The sequence below is a fragment of the Parasulfuritortus cantonensis genome (assembly GCF_004337445.1).
GTDB lineage: Bacteria > Pseudomonadota > Gammaproteobacteria > Burkholderiales > Thiobacillaceae > Parasulfuritortus > Parasulfuritortus cantonensis.
On record NZ_SJZB01000021.1, the window covers coordinates 1 to 25,899 of the forward strand.

General features: G+C 66.9%; 30 protein-coding genes and 1 tRNA gene. 11 read left to right on the forward strand and 20 right to left on the reverse strand.

The window, feature by feature from the left end; translation table 11 throughout:
- On the reverse strand, positions 1-1,686 hold a 1,686-nt coding region (locus EZJ19_RS05745; protein ID WP_131445394.1), incomplete at its 3' end, for a tyrosine-type recombinase/integrase.
- Between the two features lie 237 nt (positions 1,687-1,923).
- Positions 1,924-1,997 (reverse strand) — tRNA-Gly (locus tag EZJ19_RS05750).
- Between the two features lie 45 nt (positions 1,998-2,042).
- Here EZJ19_RS05750 and thiS point away from each other — a divergent pair.
- From thiS to EZJ19_RS05775, 5 genes are all read left to right on the forward strand, one after another.
- A complete protein-coding gene (thiS, locus tag EZJ19_RS05755) occupies positions 2,043-2,246 on the forward strand; it encodes a sulfur carrier protein ThiS (RefSeq protein WP_131445397.1) in 204 nt (67 codons plus the stop codon).
- A 30-nt stretch (positions 2,247-2,276) separates the two neighbouring features.
- Positions 2,277-3,059: a thiazole synthase gene (locus tag EZJ19_RS05760; RefSeq protein ID WP_131445400.1), complete on the forward strand. Its 783-nt coding sequence runs from the start codon at positions 2,277-2,279 to the stop codon at positions 3,057-3,059.
- Positions 3,059-3,763, forward strand: coding sequence for a tRNA (guanosine(46)-N7)-methyltransferase TrmB (gene trmB, locus EZJ19_RS05765; RefSeq protein ID WP_131445403.1), 705 nt, complete (start codon positions 3,059-3,061; stop codon positions 3,761-3,763). Before EZJ19_RS05760 ends, trmB begins: the two co-directional genes overlap by 1 nt.
- 78 nt (positions 3,764-3,841) lie before the next feature.
- The gene (locus tag EZJ19_RS05770; protein WP_131445405.1) at positions 3,842-4,936 is read left to right on the forward strand and encodes a TRAP transporter substrate-binding protein; all 1,095 of its coding nucleotides are present in this window, start codon (positions 3,842-3,844) and stop codon (positions 4,934-4,936) included.
- A complete protein-coding gene (locus EZJ19_RS05775; RefSeq protein ID WP_131445408.1) occupies positions 4,933-5,259 on the forward strand; it encodes a c-type cytochrome in 327 nt (108 codons plus the stop codon). The genes EZJ19_RS05770 and EZJ19_RS05775 overlap by 4 nt, the downstream gene beginning before the upstream one ends.
- Positions 5,260-5,261: 2 nt before the next feature.
- Here EZJ19_RS05775 and EZJ19_RS05780 read toward each other — a convergent pair whose 3' ends face one another.
- From EZJ19_RS05780 to pmbA, 6 genes are all read right to left on the reverse strand, one after another.
- A complete protein-coding gene (locus tag EZJ19_RS05780) occupies positions 5,262-5,588 on the reverse strand; it encodes an FKBP-type peptidyl-prolyl cis-trans isomerase (RefSeq protein WP_131445410.1) in 327 nt (108 codons plus the stop codon).
- A gap of 64 nt (positions 5,589-5,652) precedes the next feature.
- Positions 5,653-6,303: an OmpA family protein gene (locus EZJ19_RS05785; RefSeq protein ID WP_131445413.1), complete on the reverse strand. Its 651-nt coding sequence runs from the start codon at positions 6,301-6,303 to the stop codon at positions 5,653-5,655.
- A 124-nt stretch (positions 6,304-6,427) separates the two neighbouring features.
- Entirely contained in the window at positions 6,428-7,765 is a 1,338-nt protein-coding gene (locus EZJ19_RS05790) for a TRAP transporter large permease (RefSeq protein WP_131445416.1), read from the reverse strand.
- Entirely contained in the window at positions 7,762-8,301 is a 540-nt protein-coding gene (locus EZJ19_RS05795; protein ID WP_131445419.1) for a TRAP transporter small permease subunit, read from the reverse strand. Before EZJ19_RS05795 ends, EZJ19_RS05790 begins: the two co-directional genes overlap by 4 nt.
- A gap of 2 nt (positions 8,302-8,303) precedes the next feature.
- Positions 8,304-8,945 (reverse strand): arylesterase, encoded by a 642-nt coding sequence (locus EZJ19_RS05800; protein WP_240754674.1) that lies wholly within the window; start codon positions 8,943-8,945, stop codon positions 8,304-8,306.
- Complete coding sequence (gene pmbA, locus EZJ19_RS05805) at positions 8,942-10,285, reverse strand: metalloprotease PmbA (protein WP_131445473.1); 1,344 nt, start codon at positions 10,283-10,285, stop codon at positions 8,942-8,944. Before pmbA ends, EZJ19_RS05800 begins: the two co-directional genes overlap by 4 nt.
- A 68-nt stretch (positions 10,286-10,353) precedes the next feature.
- Between pmbA and yjgA the strand changes: the two genes are divergently transcribed.
- From yjgA to EZJ19_RS05835, 6 genes are all read left to right on the forward strand, one after another.
- Entirely contained in the window at positions 10,354-10,854 is a 501-nt protein-coding gene (gene yjgA / locus EZJ19_RS05810; protein ID WP_131445422.1) for a ribosome biogenesis factor YjgA, read from the forward strand.
- A 78-nt stretch (positions 10,855-10,932) separates the two neighbouring features.
- Positions 10,933-11,178, forward strand: coding sequence for a type II toxin-antitoxin system Phd/YefM family antitoxin (locus EZJ19_RS05815; protein ID WP_131445425.1), 246 nt, complete (start codon positions 10,933-10,935; stop codon positions 11,176-11,178).
- The gene (locus EZJ19_RS05820; RefSeq protein ID WP_131445428.1) at positions 11,175-11,561 is read left to right on the forward strand and encodes a type II toxin-antitoxin system VapC family toxin; all 387 of its coding nucleotides are present in this window, start codon (positions 11,175-11,177) and stop codon (positions 11,559-11,561) included. The genes EZJ19_RS05815 and EZJ19_RS05820 overlap by 4 nt, the downstream gene beginning before the upstream one ends.
- A 57-nt stretch (positions 11,562-11,618) precedes the next feature.
- On the forward strand, positions 11,619-12,236 hold the full coding sequence (locus EZJ19_RS05825; RefSeq protein ID WP_131445431.1) for a hypothetical protein: 618 nt from the start codon (positions 11,619-11,621) through the stop codon (positions 12,234-12,236).
- An 84-nt stretch (positions 12,237-12,320) separates the two neighbouring features.
- A complete protein-coding gene (locus EZJ19_RS05830) occupies positions 12,321-13,829 on the forward strand; it encodes a helicase HerA-like domain-containing protein (protein WP_131445434.1) in 1,509 nt (502 codons plus the stop codon).
- Complete coding sequence (locus EZJ19_RS05835) at positions 13,826-14,461, forward strand: class I SAM-dependent methyltransferase (RefSeq protein ID WP_131445437.1); 636 nt, start codon at positions 13,826-13,828, stop codon at positions 14,459-14,461. The genes EZJ19_RS05830 and EZJ19_RS05835 overlap by 4 nt, the downstream gene beginning before the upstream one ends.
- Before the next feature lies 1 nt (position 14,462).
- On the opposite strand, the gene clsB is transcribed toward EZJ19_RS05835, so the two are convergent.
- The 12 genes from clsB to EZJ19_RS15790 form a co-directional block, all read right to left on the reverse strand.
- The gene (gene clsB / locus EZJ19_RS05840; protein ID WP_131445440.1) at positions 14,463-15,617 is read right to left on the reverse strand and encodes a cardiolipin synthase ClsB; all 1,155 of its coding nucleotides are present in this window, start codon (positions 15,615-15,617) and stop codon (positions 14,463-14,465) included.
- Positions 15,614-16,366 carry an endonuclease/exonuclease/phosphatase family protein gene (locus tag EZJ19_RS05845; protein ID WP_206199330.1) on the reverse strand — a complete coding sequence of 251 codons (753 nt, stop codon included), beginning with the start codon at positions 16,364-16,366 and terminating at the stop codon, positions 15,614-15,616. The genes clsB and EZJ19_RS05845 overlap by 4 nt, the downstream gene beginning before the upstream one ends.
- Before the next feature lie 9 nt (positions 16,367-16,375).
- Positions 16,376-16,726, reverse strand: coding sequence for a hypothetical protein (locus EZJ19_RS05850; protein WP_131445443.1), 351 nt, complete (start codon positions 16,724-16,726; stop codon positions 16,376-16,378).
- Positions 16,727-16,764: 38 nt separating this feature from the next.
- Positions 16,765-17,202 carry a dihydroneopterin triphosphate diphosphatase gene (gene nudB, locus EZJ19_RS05855; protein WP_131445446.1) on the reverse strand — a complete coding sequence of 146 codons (438 nt, stop codon included), beginning with the start codon at positions 17,200-17,202 and terminating at the stop codon, positions 16,765-16,767.
- A 15-nt stretch (positions 17,203-17,217) separates the two neighbouring features.
- On the reverse strand, positions 17,218-17,775 hold the full coding sequence (locus EZJ19_RS05860; protein ID WP_131445449.1) for a hypothetical protein: 558 nt from the start codon (positions 17,773-17,775) through the stop codon (positions 17,218-17,220).
- 93 nt (positions 17,776-17,868) lie between these two features.
- Entirely contained in the window at positions 17,869-19,659 is a 1,791-nt protein-coding gene (gene aspS / locus EZJ19_RS05865; RefSeq protein WP_131445452.1) for an aspartate--tRNA ligase, read from the reverse strand.
- Positions 19,660-19,685: 26 nt separating this feature from the next.
- Positions 19,686-20,315 (reverse strand): DUF502 domain-containing protein, encoded by a 630-nt coding sequence (locus EZJ19_RS05870; RefSeq protein WP_131445455.1) that lies wholly within the window; start codon positions 20,313-20,315, stop codon positions 19,686-19,688.
- Between the two features lie 55 nt (positions 20,316-20,370).
- Positions 20,371-20,616 (reverse strand): FmdB family zinc ribbon protein, encoded by a 246-nt coding sequence (locus EZJ19_RS05875; protein ID WP_131445458.1) that lies wholly within the window; start codon positions 20,614-20,616, stop codon positions 20,371-20,373.
- A 76-nt stretch (positions 20,617-20,692) separates the two neighbouring features.
- Entirely contained in the window at positions 20,693-22,633 is a 1,941-nt protein-coding gene (locus tag EZJ19_RS05880; protein WP_131445461.1) for a TonB-dependent receptor plug domain-containing protein, read from the reverse strand.
- Complete coding sequence (locus EZJ19_RS05885) at positions 22,630-24,174, reverse strand: AMP-binding protein (protein WP_165873481.1); 1,545 nt, start codon at positions 24,172-24,174, stop codon at positions 22,630-22,632. Before EZJ19_RS05885 ends, EZJ19_RS05880 begins: the two co-directional genes overlap by 4 nt.
- A 16-nt stretch (positions 24,175-24,190) precedes the next feature.
- Positions 24,191-25,468: an OmpP1/FadL family transporter gene (locus EZJ19_RS05890; protein WP_131445467.1), complete on the reverse strand. Its 1,278-nt coding sequence runs from the start codon at positions 25,466-25,468 to the stop codon at positions 24,191-24,193.
- Positions 25,469-25,515: 47 nt separating this feature from the next.
- The coding region (locus EZJ19_RS15790) for a hypothetical protein (protein WP_165873482.1) at positions 25,516-25,899 on the reverse strand (384 nt) is incomplete at its 5' end.

Below are 25,899 nucleotides of genomic sequence, written 5' to 3' on the forward strand. Positions count from 1 at the left end.
ATCCACGCCACGGGGCGTCTGCCTGAGGATGGCTTGCACCAGTTGGCGCTTGAGCGGATCGAGCTGCCACACCGGCACCCGTTGGCCCTTGTTCCCCAGTTGAATCGACAGCAGGTTGCCGGCCTGAATCTCGTAGGTGATCCAGCGGCGCGACTTTCCGGCCAGCTTGGCGTAGTCGGCCACCACCAGGTTGTCGGGCCCTTCGAAGATTTCCAGCAGCTTCAGCCGCTCACGCTGCAGGTCGGAGAGCTTTGGCTGCGCGTACTCCGGCATCTCCACGGCCGACAGGCGCTGCGTCGCCGGCGCAACCGTCGGCATGCTCTGCTCGGTGGGCGCCACCAGCAGGATCGGTGCGTGCTGGCCAGGTGTCGGCAGCGGGGTGGTCTGCTGCCCGGCGATCGTCGGCAGGCCTTGCAGGTGGATGGTCAGGTGCATGCCGGCGACCTGCACCTGGTTCTGCTCGAACAGGTCCAGGCGGTCGGCCCAGTCCTGCATCATCACGCGACGCTGCTCGACGTACTCGGCGTGGTTGTAGGTGGCGCTGATACGGTTGGGGTCGGCGTGCGAGAGCTGGGCGTCCACCCATACCTTCGGATAGCCCAGTTCGTTGAGGGCCGTCGAGAGCGTCGCGCGAATGCCGTGGCCGGTCAGGCGGTCCTCGTAGCCCATGCGCTTGAGGGCCGCGTTGAGCGTGTTCTCGCTCATGCGGTCGCTGATGCGTTTGACGCCGGCGAACAGGTACTTCTGCGCCGGTTTGAAGTCCTCCAGCATGTAGCGGACGATCTCCGTCGCCTGGACAGACAGCGGGACGATGTACGGCGGGATGTCGGTAACGCGCTTGCGCTTTTTGCGGGTGAGCATCTTGCGCTGCTTGAGCGACATGACCGGGATGATCCATAACCCCCGATCCAGATCGAACTGATCGGGCGTGGCCAGGCGCAGCTCCCCCGTTCGCACTCCCGTCAGGAGCAACAGGCGAATCGCCAGTTGCGTCTTCAGCATGCCGCGGTACTTGCGCAGTGTCTGCAGAAACCCAGGCAGTTCGGCCATGCGCAGGAATGGATTGTGTTCGACCGGCGGCAGCGGCACCGCGACCACGTGCAGGTCGGTGGCCGGGTGGGTCTCCATGGCCGGGATGACCACCATCGCGTAGTCGAACAACTGCTTGAGCCAGGTGCGTACCTTCTCAGCCACCGACAGCGAATTGCGCTTTTCGATGCGGCCGACCACTTCCAGCAGATGAGGTCGGGTGACCTCGTAGATGGTCAGCCGCTTCAAGGAAGGAAAAACGTCCTTCTTGAAGACGCGGCGAATCTGCTCCAGCGAACTCTGTCGGCCCTCTTCGAGCGTGAGCTGCCGGTGCTCCATCCACTTTTCGTAGACCGCCATGAAGGTGTTCTCGCCGGCGAGCTTGATGGCCTGGCGCTTTTGCTTGCGCTCGGTACGCGGGTTGATGCCCCTGGCGACCAGGGAGCGCGCTTCGTCGCGCAGTTCCCGCGCATCGCGCAGCGACAGCTCGGGATAGCAGCCAAGGGAGATGCGAACGCGCCGACCGACCCAGGTATAGCGGAAATGCCAGGTCTTGGCACCAGAGGCGGAGACGAAGAGGGAAAGACCGTCGAAATCGGCGATGGTGTACGGCTTGCCGGTGGCTTTGGCCTGCCGGACCGTCATGTCGGTAAGCATATGTCCAACTCCTGAAAGGTGAGTTGGATGCCATGTTCGTTACCGGGGCCCGGCTCCTCCAGCAACAATGCGCGATGGACGCTTACCGCATTGATGTACCACTAAATGTACCGTTTTGTACCGGCTGTCAGTGGATTTCGCTGGATGTCACTGGATCGGGAAAAGGAAAAAACCTTAACTGGATCAGCGACTTACAACACTCCTTGGATTTCGGTAGAAGTCCCTGGAAAGTTGAAGTGGAGCGGGCGAAGGGAATCGAACCCTCGTATGCAGCTTGGGAAGCTGCCGTTCTACCATTGAACTACACCCGCGTGGTAAGCTTGCGGACCCGAATCTTACTGGATGTGGACGGTTAAATGATAGAGATAACCGTCAACGGCCAAGCGCGCCGCTACGACGCCCCGCTCGATGTCTCCCGCCTGCTCGACCTCCTGGACCTGACCGGAAAACGGCTGGCGGTGGAACTCAACGGCGAGATCGTGCCCAAGAGCCAGCATGCCACGACTCCGCTCGCCGACGGCGACCGCCTGGAGGTCGTGGTCGCCGTCGGCGGCGGCTGACCTCCCCATCACCTCATTCAATGTAAAGCCATGGATCAACTCGTCATCGCAGGCAAGACCTATTCTTCCCGCTTGCTGGTCGGTACCGGCAAGTACAAGGACTTCGAACAGACCCGCCTGGCCATCGAGGCCTCGGGCGCCGAGATCGTCACGGTCGCGATCCGCCGCACCAACATCGGCCAGGACCCGAACCAGCCCAGCCTGCTCGACGCCGTGCCGCCGTCGAAGTACACCTACCTGCCCAACACCGCCGGCTGCTACACCGCCGACGATGCCATCCGCACCCTGCGCCTGGCGCGCGAACTGCTGGACGGCCACGACCTGGTCAAGCTGGAGGTCCTGGGCGATCCGCAGAGCCTGTATCCGAACGTGGTGGAGACCATCAAGGCGGCCGAGATACTGGTCAAGGACGGCTTCAAGGTCATGGTCTACACCTCTGACGACCCGATCGTCGCCAAGCAGTTGGAGGACATCGGCTGCGTCGCCGTGATGCCGCTCGCCTCCCTGATCGGTTCCGGCATGGGCATCCTGAACCCCTGGAACCTGCAGATCATCATCGACCGGCTCAAGGTGCCGGTGGTGGTGGACGCCGGCGTCGGCACCGCCTCGGATGCCGCCATCGCCATGGAACTGGGCTGCGACGCCGTGCTCATGAACACGGCCATCGCCGGCGCCCAGAACCCGGTGCTGATGGCCGGGGCAATGAAGAAGGCGGTGGAGGCCGGACGCGAGGCCTTCCTGGCCGGGCGCATGGCCAAGAAGATGTACCAGGCCAGCCCGTCGTCGCCCACCGGCGGCATGATCGGCTCCTGATGCAGGAACACGAGGCCGCCGACGAGAGCGCGCCGGGCCACCCCCGCTCGGTGCGCAGCTTCGTTCTGCGCGCCGGGCGCATGGGCACCGGCCAGGCCCGGGCCCTGGAGGAGTACGGCCCGCGCTTCCTGATCCCCTACTCGGCCGCCCCGCTCGACCTCGACGCGGCGTTCGGGCGCCCGGGGGCCAAGGTGCTGGAGATCGGCTTCGGCATGGGCGACAGCACCGCCACCATCGCGGCCGGCACCCCGGAAACGGACTACCTCGGCGTCGAGGTGCACACGCCCGGCGTCGGCGCCCTGCTCAAGCGCATCGGCGAAGGCAACCTGGCCAACATCCGGATCGTCCAGCACGATGCCGTCGAGGTGCTCGACCACATGATCGGCGACGCCACCCTGGACGGCATCCACATCTTCTTCCCCGACCCCTGGCCGAAGAAACGCCACCACAAACGGCGCCTGATCCAGCCGGCCCTGGTCGCCAAGCTGGCCGGCAAGCTGAAGCCCGGCGGCTACCTGCATCTGGCCACGGACTGGCAGGACTATGCCGAGCAGATGCTGGCCGTGCTCTCCGGCGAGCGCCGGCTCGCCAACACGGCCGGGGACTACGCGCCCCGCCCGGCCTACCGGCCGCTGACCAAGTTCGAGAAGCGCGGCCTGCGCCTGGGCCACGGCGTCTGGGACCTGATCTTCACGCGGTTATAATCCCCCGCACCGGCGTGGCCCCGGCCATGCCCGCCCGGCGTCGGCGACGCCGGGCATCCGCTCAATGGGGGACCCAACATGCAACGACGCGATTTCCTGAAGGGCGCGGGCGCCGGCCTGGCCGCCTCGAGCCTGGCCGCCTGCGCGAAGAAGGAAGGCGCCGCTGCCACCGGCGGCCTGCCCAGCGTGCGCTGGCGTCTCGCCTCCAGCTACCCAAAGAGCCTGGACACCATCTACGGCGCCGCCGAGGTCCTGGCCAAACGGGTCGAGGCGGTGACCAACGGCAAGTTCCAGATCCGCGTCCATGCCGGCGGCGAAATCGTACCCGGCCTCCAGGTGCTCGACGCGGTACAGCAGGGCACGGTCGATTGCGGCCACACCGCCAGCTATTACTACGTCGGCAAGAACATGGCCTTCGCCTTCGACTGCGCGGTGCCGTTCGGCCTCACGGCACGCCAGCAGAATGCCTGGATGTATTACGGCGGCGGCCGCGAGCTGATGGCCGAGCTGTTCAAGCAATACAACATCGTCAGCTTTCCGGGCGGCAACACGGGCGTCCAGATGGGCGGCTGGTTCCGCAAGGAGATCAAGTCGCTGGCCGACCTCAACGGCCTCAAGATGCGCATACCGGGCATCGGTGGCCAGATCATGGCCAAGCTGGGCGCCGTGCCGCAAACCCTGGCGGGCAGCGACATCTACCCGGCCCTGGAACGCGGCGCCATCGACGCCGCCGAGTGGGTCGGGCCCTACGACGACGAGAAGCTGGGCTTTGCCAAGATCGCCAAGCACTACTACTACCCGGGCTGGTGGGAAGGCGGGCCGCAGTTGTCCTTCTACGTCAACGCCGCGAAATGGCAGGCCCTGCCCGAACCGTACCGGCAGGCGTTCGAGACCGCCTGCGTGGAGGCGAACATGACCATGCTGGCGGCCTACGACACCAAGAACCCGCAGGCCCTCGGGCGCCTGATCGGCGCCGGGGTGCAACTGCACGCCTTCCCGGACGACGTCATGGCCGCCGCACGCCGGCTGAGCTTCGAGATGTACGAGGCGGAAACCGCGCACAACCCGGCCTTCAAGAAGATATACGAGTCCTGGAAAGCCTTCCGGGAAACTGAACTAGAATGGTTTAAGCTGGCTGAGGCCAGCTACACCAATTTTCTGTTCAGTCGATGATGCGCTACTACACACTGATCCCGCTCCTGGCGATCGCTTTTCTGCCAGCCTGCGGTAGCCGGGATGCCGGCAAGGTGGCCGCAAGCGATCCTGGCGCGGCCCTGGTCCAGAACGTATGCAAGGATTGCCACGGCCCGAACGGCCAGGGCCAGGGGCGCTTCCCCCGCCTGGCCGGACGCTCCGCCGAGGAACTCGCCACCCTGCTGCGGCAATACAAGTCAGGCCACAAGAGCGTCAACATGAGCGACACGATGCGACCGTTCGCCCAAGCCCTGAGCGACCAGCAGATCGATCAGGTGGCGGCCTACCTGGCCGCCCAGTAGCCTCAGCGCAGGGCCAGCAGCTCGACTTCGAAGATGAGCGTGGCGTTGGGCGGGATGACGCCGCCGGCGCCGCGTGCGCCATAGCCCAGTTCGGCCGGGATGGTGAGCTTGCGGGTGCCGCCCACCTGCATGCCGGCGACGCCGCGGTCCCAGCCCTGGATGACGTAGCCGCGCCCGAGCGGGAATTCGAACGGCTCGTTGCGATCCTTGCTGGAGTCGAACTTGGTGCCGTTCTCCAGCCAGCCGGTGTAGTGCACGGACACCATCTGGCCGGCCTGGGCGGCGGCGCCGCTGCCGACGACGATGTCCTCGATGATCAGTTCTGCCATGTTTTTCTCCACATAAAAAAGGCCCCCGCCCAGCACGGGCAGGGGCCGTCGGGGACCTATTCTATCAGTGCAGGACGACCAGCACGACGCGCCGGTTCTGGATGCGGCCGGCGCGGGTCTTGTTGTCGGCGACCGGCGCGGCGGGGCCGTAGGAGATGGTCGACATGCGGTGCAGCGGGATGCCGCAGTTCATGTTCAGGTAACGCTTGACCATCTCGGCGCGCTGCTCGCCCAGCTTCAGGTTGTAGGCCTTGTTGCCGGTCGTGTCGGTGTGACCCTGGATTTCGATGAAGACGTTGCGGTTCTCGGCCTTCAACTTGGCGGCGAACGAATCCAGCAACTGCTTGGCGGCCGGCGACAGGTCGGCGCTCTCGAGGCCGAAACGCAGGGTGTCGTCGGTCAGCACCACCTCGTAGAGCAGCTTGCCCTCGGCCAACTGGCCGGCGGACAGGGCGCGCTCGAGCGCCTCCTTGGCGGTACGCGAGGCGCCGTCGATGCGGGCGGACTGATCCTTGAGCGAGGCATCGGTGCCGTCGGCACGCTTGCCGAGGGCCTGGACGCCGGCCTCGTTGACCGCGGCACGGCTCTCGACCACATCCAGCCGCTTGTTCACCGGCGTCACCTGCTCGCCGACGTATTCGTTGACATAGTCCTTGGTGGCGCAACCGGTTGCGGCCATGGCCAGGGCGATCAGAGCGATGCTGCTTTTAGCCATTTAACCCCTCCAAACGTGATGGAATCTCAAGTGCCGAATGGTTAACCGGCGGCGCCGGAAAAGGCAAGCGGTTGCCGGCAAAAACCACGATATTTCTATGGCTTTGTCGCAAATCCCGCTTCGGTTATAGCCCATTCGGGCCAGTCGAGCCCGGCCTGACCAGGCCGGGGAAGCTGAGCACCAGGATCACCATGAGCACCTGGATCAGCACGAACGGGATCGCGCCCCAGTAGATATCGGCCGTCTTCACCTCGGCCGGCGCCACGCTACGCAGGAAGAACAGGGCGAAACCGAACGGCGGGTGCATGAACGAAGTCTGCATGTTGATGCCCAGCAGGACCCCGAACCAGACCAGGTCGATGCCCAGCTTGTGCGCTACCGGCGCCAGCAGGGGCACGATGATGAAGGCGATCTCGAAGAAGTCGAGGAAGAAGGCAAGCACGAAGACCAGCAGGTTGACCGCCAGCAGGAAGCCGATGACCCCGCCCGGCAGGGCGCCCAGCAGGCCTTCCACCCAGAGGTCGCCGTCGACGCCGCGGAAGACCAGGGAAAACACCGTCGAGCCGATCAGGATGAAGATCACGAAGGTGGTCAGCTTGGCCGTCGAGTCCATGGCCTGGCCGAGCATGGCCCGGCTCAGGCGGCCTTTGCTCCAGGCCAGCAGGAGGGCGCCGACGGCGCCCATGGCGCCGCCCTCGGTGGGCGTGGCGACACCCAGGAAGATGGTGCCCAGGACCAGGAAGATCAGGCCCAGGGGCGGCAGCATCGTGACCAGCACCTTGCCGAGCAGGGCACCGCCCGAAGCGGCGCGCGCCTCGGCCGGCAGGGCCGGCGCGGCGGCCGGCCGGAACAGGGTCACGGCCACCACGTAGCCGAGATAGAGCGCCGTCAGCACCAGGCCGGGCACCAGGGCGCCCCGGTACATGGCGCCGACCGAGGTGCCGAGCTGGTCGGCCAAGACGATCAGCACCAGCGAAGGCGGGATGATCTGGGCCAAGGTCCCGGAGGCGGCGATGACGCCGCTGGCCAGGCGCTTGTCGTAGCCGTGGCGCAGCATGATGGGCAGGCTGATCAACCCCATGGCGATCACCGAGGCCGCCACCACGCCGGTGGTCGCCGCCAGCAGGGCGCCGACGACGACGACGGCGAAGGCGAGACCGCCGCGCAGGGAGCCGAACAGCTGGCCCATGGTCTCCAGCAAGTCCTCGGCCATGCCGCTGCGTTCCAGGATCAGCCCCATGAAGGTGAAGAACGGGATGGCCAGGAGGGTGGCGTTCGACATGATGCCGAACACCCGTTCGGGCAGGGCCTGCAGGAGCGAGAACTCGAAGAAGCCGGACTGGATGCCGATGAGGGCGAACAGCAGGCCGTTGGCGGCGAGCGAGAAGGCGACCGGATAGCCGAGCAGCAGGAACACCACCAGGCCCAGGAACATCAGGGGCGCCATGAGTTCGAAACTCATACCGTCTCCTCCGGGGCCTCGTCCGCCAGGGGCGCCTTGCCGGCCAGGAAGGCGGCGCGCTTGATCGTCTCGGAGATGCCCTGCAGAGCGAGCAGGCCGAAGCCGAGCGGGATGGCCAGGCGGACCGGCCAGCGCAGCAGGCCGCCGGCGTCGGGCGAGGTCTCGCCGATGGCGTAGGACTCGGCGAAGCCGGTCCAGCCCAGCCAGGCGATGAGCAGCGCGGTCGGGAGCAGGAACAGGAGGCCGCCGACGAGGTCGACCCAGGCCCGCGTGCGGGCCGCCAGGCGGCCGTAGAGGATGTCGATGCGGACGTGGCCGTTGTGCTTCAGGGTGTAGCCGGCGCCGAACAGGAAGATGGCGGCGAACATGTACCACTGGATCTCCAGCCAGGCGTTCGAACTCATGTTGAGGGCCTTGCGGAACACCGCGTTGCCGGCCGACACCACGACCGCGGCGAGGACCAGCCACATGGCCAGGCGGCCGACGCGCTCGTTGAGGGCGTCGATCAGGCCGGACAGTCTGAGCAGTGCCCGCATGGCTAGCCCCGGACGGCCCCGGCCTTGCGCAGCAGGTCGGCGAGGCGCTCGGCGACCTGGCGGTAGCCCGCGGCGTTGGCGTGGATGAGATCGGACTTGAGGGCGCGGTCGTGCAGCACGCTGGCGAACGCCTCGCCCTCGTAGGGCAGGTCGAATTCCTTGGCGATCTCGGCATAGTAGGCCGGCGGCCCGCCCAGCAGGCTGGGCTGCGGGACGCCGATCAGGAGCACCGCGACGCCGCGCTCGCGCGCCAGGCGCACCATGGCGCGCAGGTTCGCCGCCGTCGCCTCGGCGGGCTGGTGGCGCAACATGTCGTTGCCGCCCAGACAGAGCAGGAGCAGGCGCGGGTTTTCGGCGTCGAGCGCGCCGGCCAGGCGGGCCAGGCCCGCCTCGGTGGTCTCGCCGGGCACGCCGGCGTTCACCACAGGACGGCCGATCAGGGCGGCCAGACGCGCGGGGTAGGCCTCGTCGCGCCCGGCGCCGGTGCCGTAGGTGAGGCTGTCGCCGAAGGCCAGGACGACGTCGTCCGGCGCCAGCTCGGGCAGCGCCGGGGTCCTGGCGCAGGCGGCCAGGAGCAGGAACAGCCAGCAGGCCGCCGCGAACGCCCGCGGCAGGCCGGCGGCCCGGAGCGCCGGCGTGCTCAGTTCCCCGCCACCGTCATGCGCTCGATCAGGATCGAGCCGACCTGGCGCGAACCGCGCACCTCGACGTCGGTGCCGATGGCCTGGATGGCCATGAACATGTCCTTGAGGTTGCCGGCGACGGTGATCTCCTCGACCGGATAGGCGATCTGGCCGTCCTCGACCCAGAACCCGGCCACGCCGCGCGAGTAGTCGCCGGTGACCATATTGAGGCCGTGGCCGAGCAGCTCCGTAACCAACAGGCCGCTGCCCATCTTGCCCAGCAGGTCGGCGAACGACTCGCCGGTCGACGGCACGATCAGGTTGTGGTTGCCACCGGCGTTGCCGGTGCTCTTCATGCCCAGCTTGCGGGCGCTGTAGCTGGACAGGAAGTAGCCCTCGACGATGCCGTCCCTGACCACGTCGCGGTCGCGCGTGGCGACGCCCTCGGAGTCGAACGGCGAACTGGCCAGGCCCTTGGCGACGAACGGCCGCTCCTGAAGCTGGAAGAAGGCCGGGAAGACCTGCTTGCCCAGGCTGTCGAGCAGGAAGCTGGACTTGCGGTACAGGTGGCCGCCGGAGACCGCCGAGACGAAGCTGGCGACCAGGCCGGTCGCCACCGGGGCCTCGAACAGGACCGGGCACTGGCGGGTCGCCAGCTTGCGGCCGTTCAGGCGCCGCACCGTGCGTTCGCCGGCCCGGCGGCCAACCGCCTCGACCGGGTCCAGGTCGGCCGCCGCGCGCGCCGTGCTGTACCAATAGTCGCGCTGCATGCCGCCCTGCTCGTCCTCGGCGATCACCGCGCAGGAGACGCTGTGGCGCGAGGTCGGGTAGCCGCCCATGAAGCCGAGCGAATTGGCGTAGACGAACTGCGACTCCTGCACGCTCACCCCGGCGCCCTCGGAATTGTTGATGCGCGGGTCGACCGCCAGGGCGGCGGCCTCGCACTCGCGCGCCAGGTCGGTGGCGCCCTCGACCGTGATGTCCCAGGGGTAATGCAGGTCGAGGTCCGGGATGTCCTTGGCCAGCAGGTCGGCGTCGGCGAGGCCGGCGCAATCGTCCTCGGCGGTGTAGCGGGCGATGGCCAGGGCCTTCTCGACCGTGCGCCCGAGGGCGTCGGCACCGAAGTCCGAGGTCGAGGCATGGCCGCGGCGCTGGCCCAGGTAGACCGTCACGCCGATGCCCTTGTCCTTGTTGAACTCGATGGTCTCGACCTCGCCCTTGCGCACGTTGACGCTCTGGCCGAAGCCCTCGGAGACCTCCACCTCGGCGGCGCTGGCGCCGGACCGGCCGGCCAGTTCGAGCACCTGGGCGGCGAGGTCGCGCAAATGGCTGTCGCTATAGGAAAAACGCTTGTCCGACACGGGGTTGGCCTGTTCTCGATGCAAAGGCCGGTATCATACCAACCTTATCCGCGTAGCCACGCCGCCCCATGCACGAACACGACGAAGAAACCGACGACCATCTGCCACCCAGCAAGAGCCAGCGCAAGCGCGACGTCGAGGCCCTGCAGGCCCTGGGCCGGGAACTGACGCAGCTGTCCAAGGACCAGTTGAAGAAGATGGACCTGCCGGAAAACCTGCTCGTGGCGGTACTGGAGTACCAGCGCATCACCAGCCACAGCGCCATGCGCCGGCAGATGCAGTACATCGGCAAGGTCATGCGCGATGCCGACCCGGAGCCCATCCTCGAACAGCTGGCCGCCATCCGCGGCGAATCTGCCAGCGCCAAGGCAGAGTTCCACGCCCTGGAACGCTGGCGCGCGCGCCTGCTGGAGGACGACGGCGCGGTCACGGAATGGCTCGCCGCGCACCCGGGCTCGGACGCCCAGCAGATCCGGCAACTGATCCGCAACGCCCGCAAGGAAGCCGAACTCGGCAAGCCGCCGAAATCGAGCCGGGAATTGTTCCGGCTGCTGCGCGAAGCCGAGTAAGCGCTGAACCACCTGTTTGATTGCCGTCTACCCCGGCCAGGACTAGACTAACCGAACTTAGTTCATATGGTACGGATCATGCACACCGTCAATATCCACGAAGCCAAGACCCATCTATCGCGCTTGGTCGAGCAGGCCGCCGCCGGAGAGCCGTTCGTGATCGCCAAGGCCGGCAAGCCGCTGGTCAAGGTGATCGCATTGACCGCTCCGGAGGCCGGACAACAGAAGCGGCTGGGCTTCCTGGCCGGCCAGATTGCCGTTCCTGACGATTTTGACCACATGGGCGGCGAGGATATCGAGCGGCTTTTCGGCGGCGAGGCATGAAGCTGTTGCTCGACACGCATCTGCTGCTCTGGGCGGCGGGCCTGCCGGACCGACTTTCCGTCGAAGCGCGCACCTTGCTTGAAGCGACGGAGAATGAATTGTTCTTCAGCGCAGCCAGTCTGTGGGAAATTGCCATCAAACGCGGCTTGGGACGTGCGGATTTCCAGGTCGATGTCAGGCTATTGCGCCGAGGGTTGTTGGAAAACGGCTACCGCGAGTTGGCTATTACCAGCGAGCATGCCCTTGCCGTCGATGGCTTGCCGAGCCTCCACAAAGACCCGTTCGACCGGATGTTGGTCGCGCAGGCCATGGTGGAAGGGGTCACATTGGTAACTGCCGATGCACTAGTTGCGCAGTATCCAGGACCTGTGAGGCGAGTATGAAATGGAATGATAAAAACAATTTCAGGGAACACAGACCCTCGTACTCAGGAGGGAGACATGAATAAGATACCAAGACTCAATCTTCGCAACACTCTGGCGCCAGTTACTCATGCCTTATTTATTGCAGGGTTGGTTATATTATTTCTATCTAGCAACACCTCTGGCAAACCCATTCATTTGGACAGCTCAACACTTTACAAGTCCATCGCAATATATGCGCTCGGCTATTTTTCAGTATTTGTTCAGTGGCTGCGCACGATCAAGTCCGACGAACCATATGCCGGCTTAGCTGATGATGTGCCCGCCTATTTAACCCAAAAGCTATGGGGCGAATATCCCTATTTGGGAACCTTTGGAAGATCGAACAAATCCAATCAAAGGCCCTCCAACATAAAAGCACACACCTACCAGGATATTGATGTTATAGGGAAATGCTTTAGGGACATATACATCTTGCATCTAAACAAATTTGCAATCCTATTGTTAGCGCTAGTTTGCATACTTCTGCCTTACATGCTCACAAACCAAGCTGCACCATCATTTTTATATTTTATATTTAACTCATCACTATTATTCACCATTTACATGTCATTCTTGATTATTGGCTGGTTGTCATCAAGCGCCTTGCTCACATTAAGAATTATTTTGTGGTTGCAATACAGGCATCAAATTTAAAGCTGCGACAGCACCGCGATCAATTTCAACCCCTCTCCATCACACCACTCAAATAAATAAGCCCCCTCACCTAGGAACCTTAGCATGTCCGCCCCCCTGCTGATTGCCAAGAACGATAAAGTCGAACTGGTCCTGCTGCCCCAGATGGCCAACCGCCACGGCCTCATCACCGGCGCCACCGGCACCGGCAAGACCGTCACCCTGCAGACCCTGGCCGAGCACTTCTCCAACATCGGCGTGCCCTGCTTCATGTCCGACGTGAAGGGCGACCTGTCCGGCATCGCCCTGGCCGGCGGCGGCAACGCCAAGGTCACCGAGCGGGTCGCCAAGCTGGGCCTGGGCGAGCATCCGTACCGGGGCCATCCGGTCACCCTGTGGGACCCGTTCGGGGAGACGGGCCACCCGGTGCGCGCCACCATCTCGGACATGGGGCCGCTGCTGCTGTCCCGCATGCTGGAACTGAACGACACCCAGGCCGGCGTGCTCAACCTGGTGTTCAAGGTCGCCGACGACAACGGCCTGCTCCTGCTCGACCTCAAGGACCTGCGCGCCATGCTCCAGTACGTCGGCGAGCATGCCAAGGACCTCACCACCGAGTACGGCAACGTCTCCAGCGCCAGCGTCGGCGCCATCCAGCGCGGCCTGCTGGCCCTGGAGTCGCAGGGCGGCGAGAAGATCTTCGGCGAGCCCATGCTGAACATCCAGGACCTGATGCAGAGCGAGCGCGGCCAGGGCGTGATCAACATCCTGTCCGCCGACAAGCTGATGCTGGCGCCCAAGATGTACGCCACCCTGCTGCTCTGGCTGCTCTCCGAGCTGTTCGAGAACCTGCCCGAGGCGGGCGACCTCGACAAGCCCAAGCTGGTGTTCTTCTTCGACGAGGCCCACCTGCTGTTCAACGACGCCCCGCCCGCCCTGGTCGACAAGATCGAGCAGGTGGTGCGGCTGATCCGTTCCAAGGGCGTCGGCGTCTACTTCGTCACCCAGAACCCGGCCGACGTGCCGGACAAGGTCCTGTCCCAACTGGGCAACCGGGTCCAGCACGCCCTGCGCGCCTTCAGCCCGCGCGACCAGAAGGCGGTCAAGGCGGCGGCCGAGACGATGCGCGACAACAAGGACCTCGACGAGGCCGCCGCCATCACCGAACTCGGGGTCGGCGAGGCGCTGGTCTCCTTCCTGGACGAGAAGGGCCGGCCCAACATCGTCGAGCGCGCCTTCGTCGTGCCGCCGGAAGGCCAGATCGGGCCGATCGACGACGCCACCCGCCGGCGCCTGGTGCAGGGCTCGCTGGTGGCCGGCGTCTACGAACAGACGGTCGACCGCGAGTCGGCCTACGAGGTCCTCAAGGCCCGGGCCGAGCAGGCGACGGCCAGGGCCCAGGCGGAAAGCCAGGCCAAGGCCGAGGCGCAATCGCCGATGGCCGGCGGCGGCATTCTGGGCGACCTGCTGGGCGGTGCCGCGGGCGCCGGCGGACGCCGGCGCGAAGGCGTCGTCGAGGCCCTGGCCAAGAGCGCCGCCCGCTCGATCGGCAGCCAGGTCGGACGCGCCATCATCCGCGGCGTGCTCGGCTCGATACTCGGAGGCAGGAAATGACCAAGGTGGTGCTCGACCCCAACCATTTCGACAGCAAGGCGCGCCAGTGGGACGCCAACCCGGTGTTCCGCGACCGGGCCGAGCGGATCGCCGCCGGCATCCGCGCCGAGGTCGCCCTGACCAGGGACATGGCGGCCCTCGACTACGGCTGCGGCAGCGGGCTGCTGTCCTTCCCGTTCAAGGACGAAGTCGGCCGCATCACCTGCAAGGACACCTCGGCCGGCATGCTCGACGTCCTGCGCGAGAAGATCGCCGAACAGGGCGTCACCAACATGACGGTGCGCCAGACCGACCTCACCGCCGACCCGCTGCCGGACGAACGCTACGACCTGATCTACTCGTCCATGACCCTGCACCACATCCCGGACACCGCCCACATCCTGGCGGTGTTCCACCAGTTGCTCAACCCGGGCGGCCACCTGTGCATCGCCGACCTGGACCGGGAGGACGGCAGTTTCCACGGCATCGAGGTGGACGTCCACCACGGCTTCGACCGCGACGCCCTGGCCGGCCTGGCGCGCGCCGCCGGCTTCCGGGACGTGCGCTTCCGCACGGTGTTCGAGATCGTCAAGGAGCGCGACGACGGCCAACGCGCCTATCCGGTGTTCCTGATGACCGCCGGGCGCGACTGACTCACAGCCGCCTGGCCATCCCCAGCCAGCCCATCAGCAGGCGCACCAGGCCGTACAGCGCCCAGGAGGCGAAGCGCACGTGCCACGGCACGTGGCTCCATTCGCGCCGCTGGATGGCGTGGGCACCGTCGGCCATGGCCTCGCACACGCGGGCATGCAGCGTTTCGGCAAAGCCGCGCTCGTAGACCACCACGTTGGCCTCTCGGGCCAGGAGCAGACTGAACGGATCGATGTTGCTGGAGCCCACGGTCGCCCAGGCGCCGTCCACCACGGCGGCCTTGGCATGCAGCTCGCTGGCGTGGAATTCGTAGATCTCGATGCCGTTTTCCAGGAAGTAGCGGTAGAGCGCGCGTTCGACCAGCTGGAACCAGCGGTGGTCGGTGCGCCCCTGCAGGACCAGGGTGACCCGTACCCCGCGCCGGGCCGCCTCGACCAGGGCCTGGCGGAAGCGGCGCCCGGGCAGGAAATAGGCGTTGGCGATGAGCACCTCCCGGCGCGCCGCGCGGATGGCGTCCAGGTAGGCCTCCTCGATCTCGCGCCGGTGGCGCAGGTTGTCGCGCTGCAGGAACTCGGCGACCTGGTCGCCGGCCGGTCCGGCGGCGACCGCCAGGGGCGGCGAGTGGTGCGGCCGGTGGCCGATGGCGCTCCAGCGCACCAGGAGCCAGAGCCGGCGCACCGCCGGATAGACGTCGGCCAGGAGCGGGCCCTCGACGCGCACCGCGTAGTCGTGCCGCTTGCCGGCACCCGGCATGGTGTTGGCGTCGTCGATGATGTTGATGCCGCCGACGTAGGCGACCCGGGCGTCGATCACCGCCAGCTTGCGGTGCATGCGGCGCAGGCGGTACATGCGCAGACGCCAGCTGCCCAGCTCGGGCCGGAAGAACATCAGGGCGACGCCGGCCTCGCGCAGGCGCGCCGCCAGGGGGGCCGGGAAGGTGCGGGCACCGAAGCCGTCCAGCAGGACCTTGACCCGTACGCCGCGCGCCGCGGCGCGGACCAGGGCCTCGGCCACGGCCAGGCCGGTCTCGTCCGGCTCGAAGATGTAGCTTTCCAGGTGGATCTCGCGCTCGGCCCGGTCCAGGGCCGCGATCAGGTCCGGGAAAAAATGCCCGCCACCGGCCAGCAGGGTGACCCGGTTGCCGGCGCGCCGGGTCATGCCGGCATCAGGCGGGCGGTGAGCGCGGCGTGGTCGGACAGCCTGCGCCAGGCGCTGCCGTGGTGGACCCGGGCGGAGGCGACCTGGAAGCCGCGCACGTAGATGCGGTCGAGGGCGAACATCGGCAGGACCGCGGGAAAACTCAGGGCCGGCCGGCCCTGGGTGCTCTCGAACACCTCGCGCAGGCCGAGTTCCTGGGCCAGGTAGCTGGGCATGCGCTGGCGCCAGTCGTTGAAGTCGCCGGCCATGATCAGGGGCGCGTCGTCCGGCACCAGGTCGCGGATGTGCTGGGAGATGCGCAGGACCTGCTGGCGCCGGCCCTGTTCGTTCAGGGCCAGGTGCAGGCAGATGGCGTGCAGCGGCTGGTCCAGGCTGGGCACGGCCAGTTCGCAGTGCAGCAGGCCGCGGCTCTCGAAGGCGTGGGCCGAGATGTCGACGTTGTCCCAGCGCAGGATCGGATAGCGGGCCAGGATGGCGTTGCCGTGGTGGCCATGGTCGTAGACGGCGTTCTTGCCGTAGGCGGTGTCGGTCCACACCCCGCCGGCCAGGAATTCGTGCTGGGGCTGGCTGGGCCAGTCCTGGAAGCGCTCGGCGCGGCCGGCGTGGAGGCCCTGGACCTCCTGCAGGAAGACGATGTCGGCGTTCAGGTCGCGCAGGCGGTCCTTGACCTCGTGCACCACCATGCGGCGGTTGAAGAAGGACAACCCCTTGTGGATGTTGTAGCTGGCGACGTGCAGCACGGGCAGCATGAAGCGTGTTCAGTGGCCGGCGGCCGGCTTGGCCTCGGGCTTGGCAGCCTCGGGTTCGGCGGCCTTGGCCTCGCTGGCAGCCGGCTTGGCCGGGGCCGCCTGCGGCACCATGACCTGCATGTTGTTCTTGATCATGTACTCGTTCATTTCCTTCCAGCCCGAGAAGACCGCCGCCTTGTCGGCGCGCGGGTTGAGGGCATAGCAGTCCTCGAGGCCGCGCCCGGCCAGGCGGCAGGCGCCGCCGACCGCCTTGCCCTCGGCCTCGACCTTGGCCGGATCGGGGATGCCCATGCGGTCCTTGAGCGCGTCGCAGGCGACCAGCGCGGGCAACAGCGCGACGATGGCGAGGCTGAGTTTCATGGCTGGCGACTCGTGAGCGGGATGGTCATCGCTGTGAATTATCGGCCAAGATCGCCGAGTCGGCGAATCGCCTCGGCGTTGCTGGCCGAGAAGCAGGCCTCGGCCGCCTCGCGCCAGGGCAGCCAGCGCCAGGCCAGGTGCTCGTCCGCGGCCAGGCGCACCGGCACCGGGGCCGGCAACTGCAGGCCGAACACGTGCTCGGTGTTGTGGCTGACATCGGGCGGGTAACGGTGCCGATAGCAATCGTAGATTTCGTACACGTTGCTGTAGCCCCAGTCGGCGAGGCCGCTGCCGGCGTCCAGCCCGGTCTCCTCGGCGACCTCGCGGCGGGCCGTCTCGACCAGGCTCTCGCCCGCCTCCTGGCTGCCGGTGACCGACTGCCACCAGCCCGGGTGGTCGGCGCGCTCGATCAGGAGCACCTGGCGGTCCGGGGTATGGATGACCACCAGGACGGAGACGGGAATCTTGTAGGCCAAGGGCGCGGCGCGGCCTCAGAACAGTTCGACGTCGTCGGCGCCGCCGGCTTCCTCGTGCTTGCGCTCGACGTACTGCTCCAGGGCCTGCTTGACGTCGCCGGTGGCGAGCAGGGTGTCGAACATCTCGCGCTCGTCCTCCATGGTGTAACGCGAGCGGATCTGGTCCTGGAGTTCGCGCCAGGCATGCGGATTGTAGAGACGGGCCGAGTCACCGACGATGCTGCCCAGGTTCTCCAGGCTGTGGCTGACGTGGGTGAGGCGCTGGCTCAGGCGGTCGTAGAACTGGAAGGCGACGATGGCCTGCTGCATCTGGCCGGAGACGCTGACCCCGAGTTCCTGCACCGATTGCTTGATCGGCGAGTCGGGCAGGCCGCCGGTCGCCTCGACCAGGCCCATCAGGTTGCCGTACATGTCGGTGAAGGTGTTGGTGAGCACCTCGACCGAACCGCCCGAGTCGCGCATCGCCATCTCCAACTGCGCGACCGCCAGGTTGAGCATCAGGATGGTTTCGCGGATCTGGCTCCAGTCGAGGTCGGGACGTGCCGCCGTCGAACCCGAAACGGTATGGCTCATGGTATCGGTCTCCTGGTTCTTGTTGTCGAACGTTGGAGGGATTCTACCCAGCAAATGCCCCGGCCACGACTACTTTTGTCCGCTTCCCGCCAGTCAGGCGGCCGCCCCCGGCACCGCGTTGCGCAGGCGGATGTGCAGCTCGCGCAGCTGTTTCTCATCCACCGCGTTGGGCGCGTCGGTCATCAGGCAGGCGGCGCGCTGGGTCTTCGGGAAGGCGATCACGTCGCGGATCGACTCGGCCCCGGTCATCAGGGTGACCAGGCGGTCGAGGCCGAAGGCCAGGCCGCCGTGCGGCGGCGCGCCGAACTGCAGGGCGTCGAGCAGGAAGCCGAACTTGTTGCGGCGTTCCTCCTCGCCGATGTTGAGGGCGGCGAAGACCTTCTCCTGGATCGCCTCGCGGTGGATACGGATGGAGCCGCCACCGACCTCCCAGCCGTTCAGGACCATGTCGTAGGCCTTGGACAGGGCCTGGCCCGGATCGCTCGCCAGGAGTTCCTCGTGGCCGTCCTTGGGCGAGGTGAAGGGGTGGTGCAGGGCGTCCCAACGCTTCTCGTCCTCGTTGTATTCGAACATCGGGAAGTCCACGACCCAGAGCGGCGCCCAGGCGCGGCCGTCGACGTGGCCCTTCTCGTGGCCGATCTTCAGGCGCAGGGCGCCGATGGCGTCGTTGACCACCTTGGCCTTGTCGGCGCCGAAGAAGACCAGGTCGCCGGACTGGGCGCCGGTGCGCTCGATGATGGCCTTGAGGGCCGCCTCGTTGAGGTTCTTGACGATGGGCGACTGCAGGCCGGCCTCGTTGAGCTGGCTGGCGTCGTTGACCTTGATGTAGGCCAGGCCCTTGGCGCCGTAGATCTTGACGAACTCGGTGTAGCCGTCGATCTCGCCCCGGGTCAGGGCGGCACCGCCGGGCACGCGCAGGGCGGCGACGCGGCCGTTGGGGTCGTTGGCCGGGCCGGAGAAGACCTTGAAGGCGACGTCCTTGACCGCGTCGGTGACCTCGGTGAGTTCCAGGGTGACGCGCATGTCCGGCTTGTCGGAACCGAACCGGGCCATGGCCTCGGCGTAGGCCATGCGCGGGAACGGCTCGGCCAGTTCGATGCCCTTGGCCTTCATGAAGGTCTCCCGGATCATGCCCTCGACCAGGGTCATGACGTCGTTCTCCTCGACGAAGGACATCTCCAGGTCGACCTGGGTGAACTCGGGCTGGCGGTCGGCGCGCAGGTCCTCGTCGCGGAAGCACTTGACGATCTGGAAGTAGCGGTCGTAGCCGGCCACCATGAGGAGCTGCTTGAACAGCTGGGGCGACTGCGGCAGGGCGTAGAACATGCCGTCGTGGACCCGCGAGGGCACCAGGTAGTCACGCGCGCCTTCCGGGGTGGAGCGGGTCAGCATGGGGGTCTCGACGTCGATGAAGCCCTGCTGGTCGAGGTAGTCGCGCATCAGCTTGGCGACCCGGTAGCGCAGCACCATGTTGGCCTGCATGGCCGGCCGGCGCAGGTCCAGGTAGCGGTACTGGAGGCGCACGTTCTCGGACAGGTTCTCGTCGTCGAGCTGGAACGGCGGCGTCAGGGACGGATTCAGCACCTCCAGGGTCTGGGTCAGCACCTCCACCATGCCGGTGGGCAGGTTGGCGTTCTCGGTGCCCTCGGGCCGGGCGCGCACCTTGCCGACCACCTTGAGGACGAACTCGGCGCGCACGTCCTCGGCGATCTTGAAGGCCTCCGGGGTATCGGGGTCGATCACCACCTGCACGGTACCGTCGCGGTCGCGCAGGTCGATGAAGATGACGCCGCCATGGTCGCGCCGGCGATGGGCCCAGCCGCACAGGGTGACGATGTTGCCGATATCCGAGGCGCGCACGGCGCCGCAATAATGACTACGCATGGTTCGTTGTTCCTAAGTTTGGCGCGTCAGTCGCCAGGGTAAGAATTGCTGCCGTTGCCCTGGGGCGCCACCACCCCCATGGACACGATGTATTTCAGGGCCATGTCGACGGAGACATCCAGTTCCACGGTCTCCGAACGCTTCACGTAGAAGTAGAAGCCGTTCACCGGGCTGGGCGCGGTGGGGATGAACACCGCCAGCCATTCGCCGCCGAGTTCGTCCCTGACCTCGATCGGCACATTGGTCTGGAAGGCCAGCGACCAGGCCTCCGGATGCGGGTAATGCACCAGCAGGACCTTGCGGAAGGCATGGCCGTTGCCCGACAGCAGGGTGTCGGACACCTGCTTCACGCTGCCGTAGATGGACTTCACCACCGGGATGCGGTTGAGCAGGCCCTCCCACAGCTTGAGCATGCGCTGGCCGAGCAGGTTGCCGGCCAGGATGCCGGTGACCAGGACGATGATGATGGTCAGCAGCACGCCCAGGCCGGGCAGCCGGAAACCGAGCAGGCGTTCCGGCCGCCAATGTTCCGGCAGCAGGAGCAGGGTCTGGTCCATGAAGCCGACCAGGGCGGTGATCACCCAGACCGTGACGCCCAGGGGCACCAGGATCAGCAGGCCGGTCAGGAAGTGGCGTTTGACGTGTGCGGTGGTCATAAGAAAGGAAACGGCCAAACGCCGGCGGCGTTTGGCCCGATCTCCCGGTCAGGTTTCAGTTCGAACCGGCGCAGGGACAGCAGCCGCCCTCGGCCGAGCAGGATTGCGGCTTGGCCCCCGAATTCTTGAAGTCGGTGGCGTAGTAGCCGCTGCCCTTGAGGGCGATGCCGGCGCTGGTCAACTGCTTGCCGAAGGTCTCGGCACCGCATTTCGGGCAGGTGGTCAGGACGGCGTCGCTGATCTTCTGCATCACGTCCTCGGCGTGGCCGCAGGACGAACACTTGTAGGCGTAGATGGGCATGACGAACTCCTAAAATTCCGTTTGGCGTCGATTATATCAACGGCATCTTATATTTAGGCAGTTGCGTGCGTTTCAATCACCAGCCCAGGCGCAGGGTGACGAAGGCTTGGCGCTCGGTATAGCTGGACATGGTGCCGTCCATGAACTCCAGGTGTTCGCCGTTCATGTTCTGCACCGTGAAGGCGATCTCGTTGCCGGCGTCCCGCTTGCCGAAGCGCTTGGCCAGCCGGGCGTCGAAGCGCTCGTAGGCCGGCTGGGTCTTGCCGTCGCCCAGCCAGACCATGTTGCCGACGTGGTAGTAGCCCAGGCTGGCCAGCAGGCCCCAGGGCAGTTCCTTCGACCAGAGCAGGCTGGTGCTGTGGCGCGGCGCGCTCTTGGGCACGTTCTCCTCGTCGTTGCCGAAGCCCGTGCCGCCGTCGATGAGGGTGGCGGCGTGGGCCAGGCGGAGGCGCCCGAAGACCGGATGGCGCCAGTCGAGGGCCAGTTCGGCACCCTTGGTATGGACCTCGCCGGGCAGGTTCTGGAACTCGCCGCCGGTCACCCAGATGATGTCGGAATAGGTCTCGGCGTAGATGCGGGCGTCGACCTGCAGGCCGAGCCCGGCGAAGCGGCCGACGTAGCCGAGGTCGCTGAAGCTGACCCGCTCGGGGTCGAGCGAGTCATAGGAGCGCAGGCCGGGGATCGGGACCGGGAGGCCGCCGGGCGTCGTGTAGACCTCATAGGCGTCCGACTCGAGCAGGGTGGTGGCCCGGTAGCCCTTGCCGACGCTGACCCGGATCGACTGGCTCGGTGCCACGGCGTAGTTCAGCGCCACGCGCGGCGAGAACAGCCAGCCGGTGTTGTAGTGCCGTTCCGCCATGCCGCCGACGTGCAGCAGCCAGTCCGGCGCGAAACGCCAGTCGAGGTTGCCGAACATCTGCCACTGCTCGCCGTCCAGCTTGCCCTCGCCGTAGAAGTAATGGGCCGACTCGACGCTGTCGCGGCGCAGGCCGGCGCCCCAGACCCCCTGCAGGGTGTCCGAGAAGGTGTGCACCTGCTGCCATTCCAGGTCGTCGCGCCGGATGTCGACGTCCAGGTTGGCCAGCACGTTGCCGTACAGGACCGGATACTCCTCCTGGAGGTCGCGCCGGTAATGGAAGAAGCGCATCGACCACTCCGACCCGGGCGCGTAGGTCTGGCGCCAGACCAGTTGCAGGAAATCGCTGGCCAGGTCGCGGTCGTGGTACGGCTCGCTGACCGGGTTCAGGGTGCTGCCGAGGCGGTCGTCGCCGCGCGTCAGGCCGAGGTCGGCGGTGAACTCGCCGTCGCCGCCGGGCCGGTAGGTCATGGCCGCCCACAGGGTCTGGCGCTTGTTGATCTCGCGGTAGTAGTGGTACGGCTCGGCCTTGTCGTGGAAGGGCTCGGCGCCCCGGCTGGAGGCGCTCAGGCGCCAGTCCAGCGACTCGCCGCGGCCGGCGATGCGGGCGTAGTTGTCGGTGAAGCCGCGCTCGCCGCGCGAGAACGCCACGCTACCGCCTTCGTCCTCGCCGGGCTGGCGGGTGATGATGTTGATCACGCCGTTGAAGGCCAGGGCGCCATAGCTGGCCTGGTTCGGCCCGCGCACGACCTCGACGCGCTCGATGTCCTCCAGGCGGACCGGCAGCGACTGCCAGTCGACGTCGCCGGTCACCGGGTTGACCACCGAGCGGCCGTCCAGCAGGACCAGCAGGGCATGCGGGTAGGACGAACCCATGCCGTGGTGGGCGACCACGGCGCCGCCCTTGGGCCAGTCCGCCACCTGGAAGCCCGGCACCAGGCGGAACAGGTCGTGGATCTCGGTGAAGCCGGAGGCCTGGATGGTCTCGCGGTCGATCACCGTGACCGGCGCGGCGGCGTCCAGGGTGGATTGGGCCAGGCGCGAGGCGGTCAGCACGGTGGGCAGGTCGGCCAGGAAGTAGTCCTCGGACGGCTCGGCCGCGGCGGCGGGGCCGGCGCCGCAGGCGGCCAGCAGGGACAGATAACCGATGGAACGTTTCATATCGCTTGCGTACCCATGCTGTGCAGGCGCATGTAGTCGACCTTGCCGCTGCCCAGCAGGGGCAGGCTCTCGACCACCTTGATCTTGCGCGGCACCGCGATCTCCGGATAACCGAGGCCGCGGGCGGCGGCGGCCAACTGCTCCCGGGTCAGGTCGGAATCCGTGGTGAACAGGACGATGGCCTCGCCGCGATGCAGGTCGCTGGTACTGGTGGCGGCATGCATGGCGTCGGCCGACACCGCGTGGGCGATGTTCTCCACCACCTCGAGGGACACCATCTCGCCCGCCACCTTGGCGAAGCGGCGCAGGCGCCCGACCACCGACAGGTAGCCGTCGGTATCGATGTCGACCACGTCGCCGGTGTTGTACCAGCCCGGGCCGAAGGCCGAGGCCGGCGGCTCCAGCTCGCCGGGACGGTCATAGCGGTAATAGCCGGACATCAGGTTCGGGCAGCGCACGTGCAACTCGCCGCCGCTGTTGATGCCGGGCACCACGGACAGGCGCGCCTCGATGCCGGGCAGGAGCCGGCCGACGCTGCCGTACCGGTTGCCGCCGGGCGGGTTGATCGAGAGCACGGGCGCCGTCTCGCTGGCACCGTAGCCCTCGATGATGTCGATGCCGAACTTCTCCTGCCAGAGCCGGCGCACCGGCTCGGCCAGGCGCTCCGCCCCGGCGACCAGGAAACGCAGGCTCGTGAAATCGTCCGGGCGGGCGTGGCGGGCATACTGGTTCAGGAAGGTGCCGGTCGCGAACAGGGCGGTGGGCCGCTTCTCGCGCACCAGTTCCGGGATCACCTTGTAGTGCAGCGGGCTCGTGTACAGGAGCAGGCGGGCGCCGGACACCATGGGGATGAGGACGCCGCAGGTCAGGCCGAAGGAATGGAAGATGGGCAGGCAGTTGAACATCTTGTCCGTGCGCCCGAAGCTGAACATCGCCAGGACCTGGGCGGCATTGGTCAGCATGGCCCGGTGCGACAGCACGACCCCCTTGGGCTTGCCTTCGGAACCGGAGGTGAACAGCACCGCGCCGGGGGCTTCCGGGTCGCCGGCCGGGACCGCGCGGAGCGGGAACCAGATCGCGTAGGCCATGAGCCAGAGCTTGTCCCGCCAGCCGAACTCGCCGCGCAGGTCCTCCAGGTAGACCAGGCGGACGTCGTGCAGGCGGGCCACCTCGTCGGTCAGGTTGGCCTTGGTCAGGAACGCCCGCGAGGTCACGATGGTGCGGATGCGCGCCGTGTGGCAGGCGTTCTGCATCCCCTCCGAACCGGCCGTGTAGTTGAGCATGCAGGGCACCCGCCGATAGGCGGAGACGCCGATGAGCAGGCACACGGTGGCGACCATGTTGGGCATCAGGATGCCGATGTGTTCGCCCGCGACGGCGATCCGGCTGGTCAGGCGGCCGAGCGCCAGGGACATCTTGACGAGGTCGCCGTAGCTGTAGGTCCCGGGCTTCATGTCCTCCCACTGGCCCGGCGTGTGACGACCGAACCGGCGCATGGCGCCGACCAGGGCGGAGAACAGGGTGTCGTTGGCGGGAGTCATGACCCTCACTCCTTGCTCAGAAGGTGTGCGTGTACTGGAGACTGAAGATGTCGACGGCGTCGTCGTATTCGCCGACCAGGTAGCCGGTCCCCAGGGAACCGCCGTTGATCGGCGCATCCGGCACGAACAGGTGGGCATAGCCGACGTCGACGCGGCCGTACTTGGCGAAGCGGTACTGCATGCCGAGCGCCAGCCAGGTCCGGTCCTCGTCCGGGATGCGGGGCGTGCGGTAGCTCTCGCTCACCGGCGACTGGTCGAAGGCGACGCCGAAACGCCAGGTCAGGGCATCGGAGGCGTGGTAGTTGAGGCCGACGGAGTAGCGCCAGACGTTGTCCCAATGCTCCGGCGTGGTCGACAGCACGGTGCCGCCGTCGCGCACCACGGTGAGGTCCTTGAACAGGGCCCAATGGGTCCAGGTCACGTCGGCGAGCAGGTCGATGCGTTCGCTCAGCTTGTGGAACAGGCTCAGCGACCAGGAGTCCGGCAGGGTCACCTTGGCGGTCACGTCACCGTCCGGCAGGTAGGGTTCGAGCAGCGCCGGCCGGTCGGAGAAGGCGACGGTGCCGTCCAGGGTGTACTTGACCCGGGAGCGGTAGCTCAGGCCGACGCGGGTATCCTTGACCGGCTCGAACAGCACGCCCAGGTTGTAGCCCCAGCTCCAGTCGTCGCCCTTGACGCGCGCCAGCCCCTCGACCCCCGCCACGGGGTTCCCGGTGGCCTGGTAGATCAGCGCGCTGTAGTTGGTCATGTTGGTCAGCTTGGCGTGGATGTACTGGGCATCCAGGCCGATGCCGGCCGACCAGCGGTCGTTCACCCGCCAGGCCAGGGTCGGATTGACGTTGACGGTCATGAGATCGGACGTCACGGCGTGGAAGCGGCCGATCCAGTCCCGGTCGTACTCGGTCTTGAGGCCGAACGGGGCGTTGACGCCGAGACCGAACTTCAGGTCCGGCTGGATGTCCATGGCGTAGTAGAAGTTCGGGCTGAAGCCCAGGCCACCGGCGTCGCCGCCCTCGCCGCCGCCGGCCTGCAGAAGCGCCGCGCTGCTGCCCTGGTCGTCGAACTTGGCCGACGGCCGGATGAAGTTTCCGGCCAACACCAGTTGGCGGCCCGGGAGTTTGGTCAGTCCGGCCGGGTTGAAGAAGATCGTGCTGGCGTCCTCGGCCACCGCGCCCTGCCCGGCGTAGGCATTGCCGAGGCCGCTGGCGTTCTGCTCGATGAGTGCGAAACCGGCCGCCTGGGCGCCGCCCGAGCACAGCAGCAGTCCGGCCAGGACTGCACGCGCGTGTATCATTTTATTGTCCCCTTCGCCTACGTAATCAACTCGTAATCAGCTCGTAATCATAACCCCAACCAGCGTTGGGCCATGCTCAGGCGGTCGCCCATGGCCGTCTCGTCGCGCACCTGGTCGCAATACATCAGCACCACCGTCCAGCGCCGCCGGTCGCGGCCGAGCAGGTCGCAGAACTCGACCTCGTCGCGGCCGTCCGGCTCGGGTTCCCGCAGCATCCCCATGGCGTCCAGCGCCATGCGCGTCCGTTCGATGCTGAGGTGGCGCTCGGGCGCCAACATCACGGCATCGAAGTCCTCGGCGTAACGGCGCAGGTCCAGCGTCTCCGTGACGCGGCCCAGGCGCTCCAGGGTGTCCTGCAGGCCGGCCTCGCATTCGGCCCGCCGCTCCGGCTTCGCGCCGTGCAGACGCGCCAGCCATTCGTCGCGCGCCAG

What these genes read in the sequence shown, in the direction of transcription:
- EZJ19_RS05770 (WP_131445405.1), top strand. Translation starts at nt 3,842, where the DNA reads ATGCAACGACGCGATTTCCTGAAGGGCGCGGGCGCCGGCCTGGCCGCC.
- EZJ19_RS05780 (WP_131445410.1), bottom strand. Translation starts at nt 5,588, where the DNA reads ATGGCAGAACTGATCATCGAGGACATCGTCGTCGGCAGCGGCGCCGCC.
- EZJ19_RS05775 (WP_131445408.1), top strand. Translation starts at nt 4,933, where the DNA reads ATGATGCGCTACTACACACTGATCCCGCTCCTGGCGATCGCTTTTCTG.
- EZJ19_RS05820 (WP_131445428.1), top strand. Translation starts at nt 11,175, where the DNA reads ATGAAGCTGTTGCTCGACACGCATCTGCTGCTCTGGGCGGCGGGCCTG.
- thiS (WP_131445397.1), top strand. Translation starts at nt 2,043, where the DNA reads ATGATAGAGATAACCGTCAACGGCCAAGCGCGCCGCTACGACGCCCCG.
- EZJ19_RS05835 (WP_131445437.1), top strand. Translation starts at nt 13,826, where the DNA reads ATGACCAAGGTGGTGCTCGACCCCAACCATTTCGACAGCAAGGCGCGC.
- EZJ19_RS05760 (WP_131445400.1), top strand. Translation starts at nt 2,277, where the DNA reads ATGGATCAACTCGTCATCGCAGGCAAGACCTATTCTTCCCGCTTGCTG.
- EZJ19_RS05885 (WP_165873481.1), bottom strand. Translation starts at nt 24,174, where the DNA reads ATGACTCCCGCCAACGACACCCTGTTCTCCGCCCTGGTCGGCGCCATG.
- EZJ19_RS05860 (WP_131445449.1), bottom strand. Translation starts at nt 17,775, where the DNA reads ATGAGCCATACCGTTTCGGGTTCGACGGCGGCACGTCCCGACCTCGAC.
- yjgA (WP_131445422.1), top strand. Translation starts at nt 10,354, where the DNA reads ATGCACGAACACGACGAAGAAACCGACGACCATCTGCCACCCAGCAAG.
- clsB (WP_131445440.1), bottom strand. Translation starts at nt 15,617, where the DNA reads ATGACCCGGCGCGCCGGCAACCGGGTCACCCTGCTGGCCGGTGGCGGG.
- EZJ19_RS05875 (WP_131445458.1), bottom strand. Translation starts at nt 20,616, where the DNA reads ATGCCCATCTACGCCTACAAGTGTTCGTCCTGCGGCCACGCCGAGGAC.
- EZJ19_RS05870 (WP_131445455.1), bottom strand. Translation starts at nt 20,315, where the DNA reads ATGACCACCGCACACGTCAAACGCCACTTCCTGACCGGCCTGCTGATC.
- EZJ19_RS05850 (WP_131445443.1), bottom strand. Translation starts at nt 16,726, where the DNA reads ATGAAACTCAGCCTCGCCATCGTCGCGCTGTTGCCCGCGCTGGTCGCC.
- EZJ19_RS05815 (WP_131445425.1), top strand. Translation starts at nt 10,933, where the DNA reads ATGCACACCGTCAATATCCACGAAGCCAAGACCCATCTATCGCGCTTG.
- EZJ19_RS05890 (WP_131445467.1), bottom strand. Translation starts at nt 25,468, where the DNA reads ATGATACACGCGCGTGCAGTCCTGGCCGGACTGCTGCTGTGCTCGGGC.
- EZJ19_RS05830 (WP_131445434.1), top strand. Translation starts at nt 12,321, where the DNA reads ATGTCCGCCCCCCTGCTGATTGCCAAGAACGATAAAGTCGAACTGGTC.
- EZJ19_RS05795 (WP_131445419.1), bottom strand. Translation starts at nt 8,301, where the DNA reads ATGCGGGCACTGCTCAGACTGTCCGGCCTGATCGACGCCCTCAACGAG.
- EZJ19_RS05880 (WP_131445461.1), bottom strand. Translation starts at nt 22,633, where the DNA reads ATGAAACGTTCCATCGGTTATCTGTCCCTGCTGGCCGCCTGCGGCGCC.
- EZJ19_RS05790 (WP_131445416.1), bottom strand. Translation starts at nt 7,765, where the DNA reads ATGAGTTTCGAACTCATGGCGCCCCTGATGTTCCTGGGCCTGGTGGTG.
- aspS (WP_131445452.1), bottom strand. Translation starts at nt 19,659, where the DNA reads ATGCGTAGTCATTATTGCGGCGCCGTGCGCGCCTCGGATATCGGCAAC.
- EZJ19_RS05845 (WP_206199330.1), bottom strand. Translation starts at nt 16,366, where the DNA reads ATGCTGCCCGTGCTGCACGTCGCCAGCTACAACATCCACAAGGGGTTG.
- trmB (WP_131445403.1), top strand. Translation starts at nt 3,059, where the DNA reads ATGCAGGAACACGAGGCCGCCGACGAGAGCGCGCCGGGCCACCCCCGC.
- EZJ19_RS05825 (WP_131445431.1), top strand. Translation starts at nt 11,619, where the DNA reads ATGAATAAGATACCAAGACTCAATCTTCGCAACACTCTGGCGCCAGTT.
- EZJ19_RS05785 (WP_131445413.1), bottom strand. Translation starts at nt 6,303, where the DNA reads ATGGCTAAAAGCAGCATCGCTCTGATCGCCCTGGCCATGGCCGCAACC.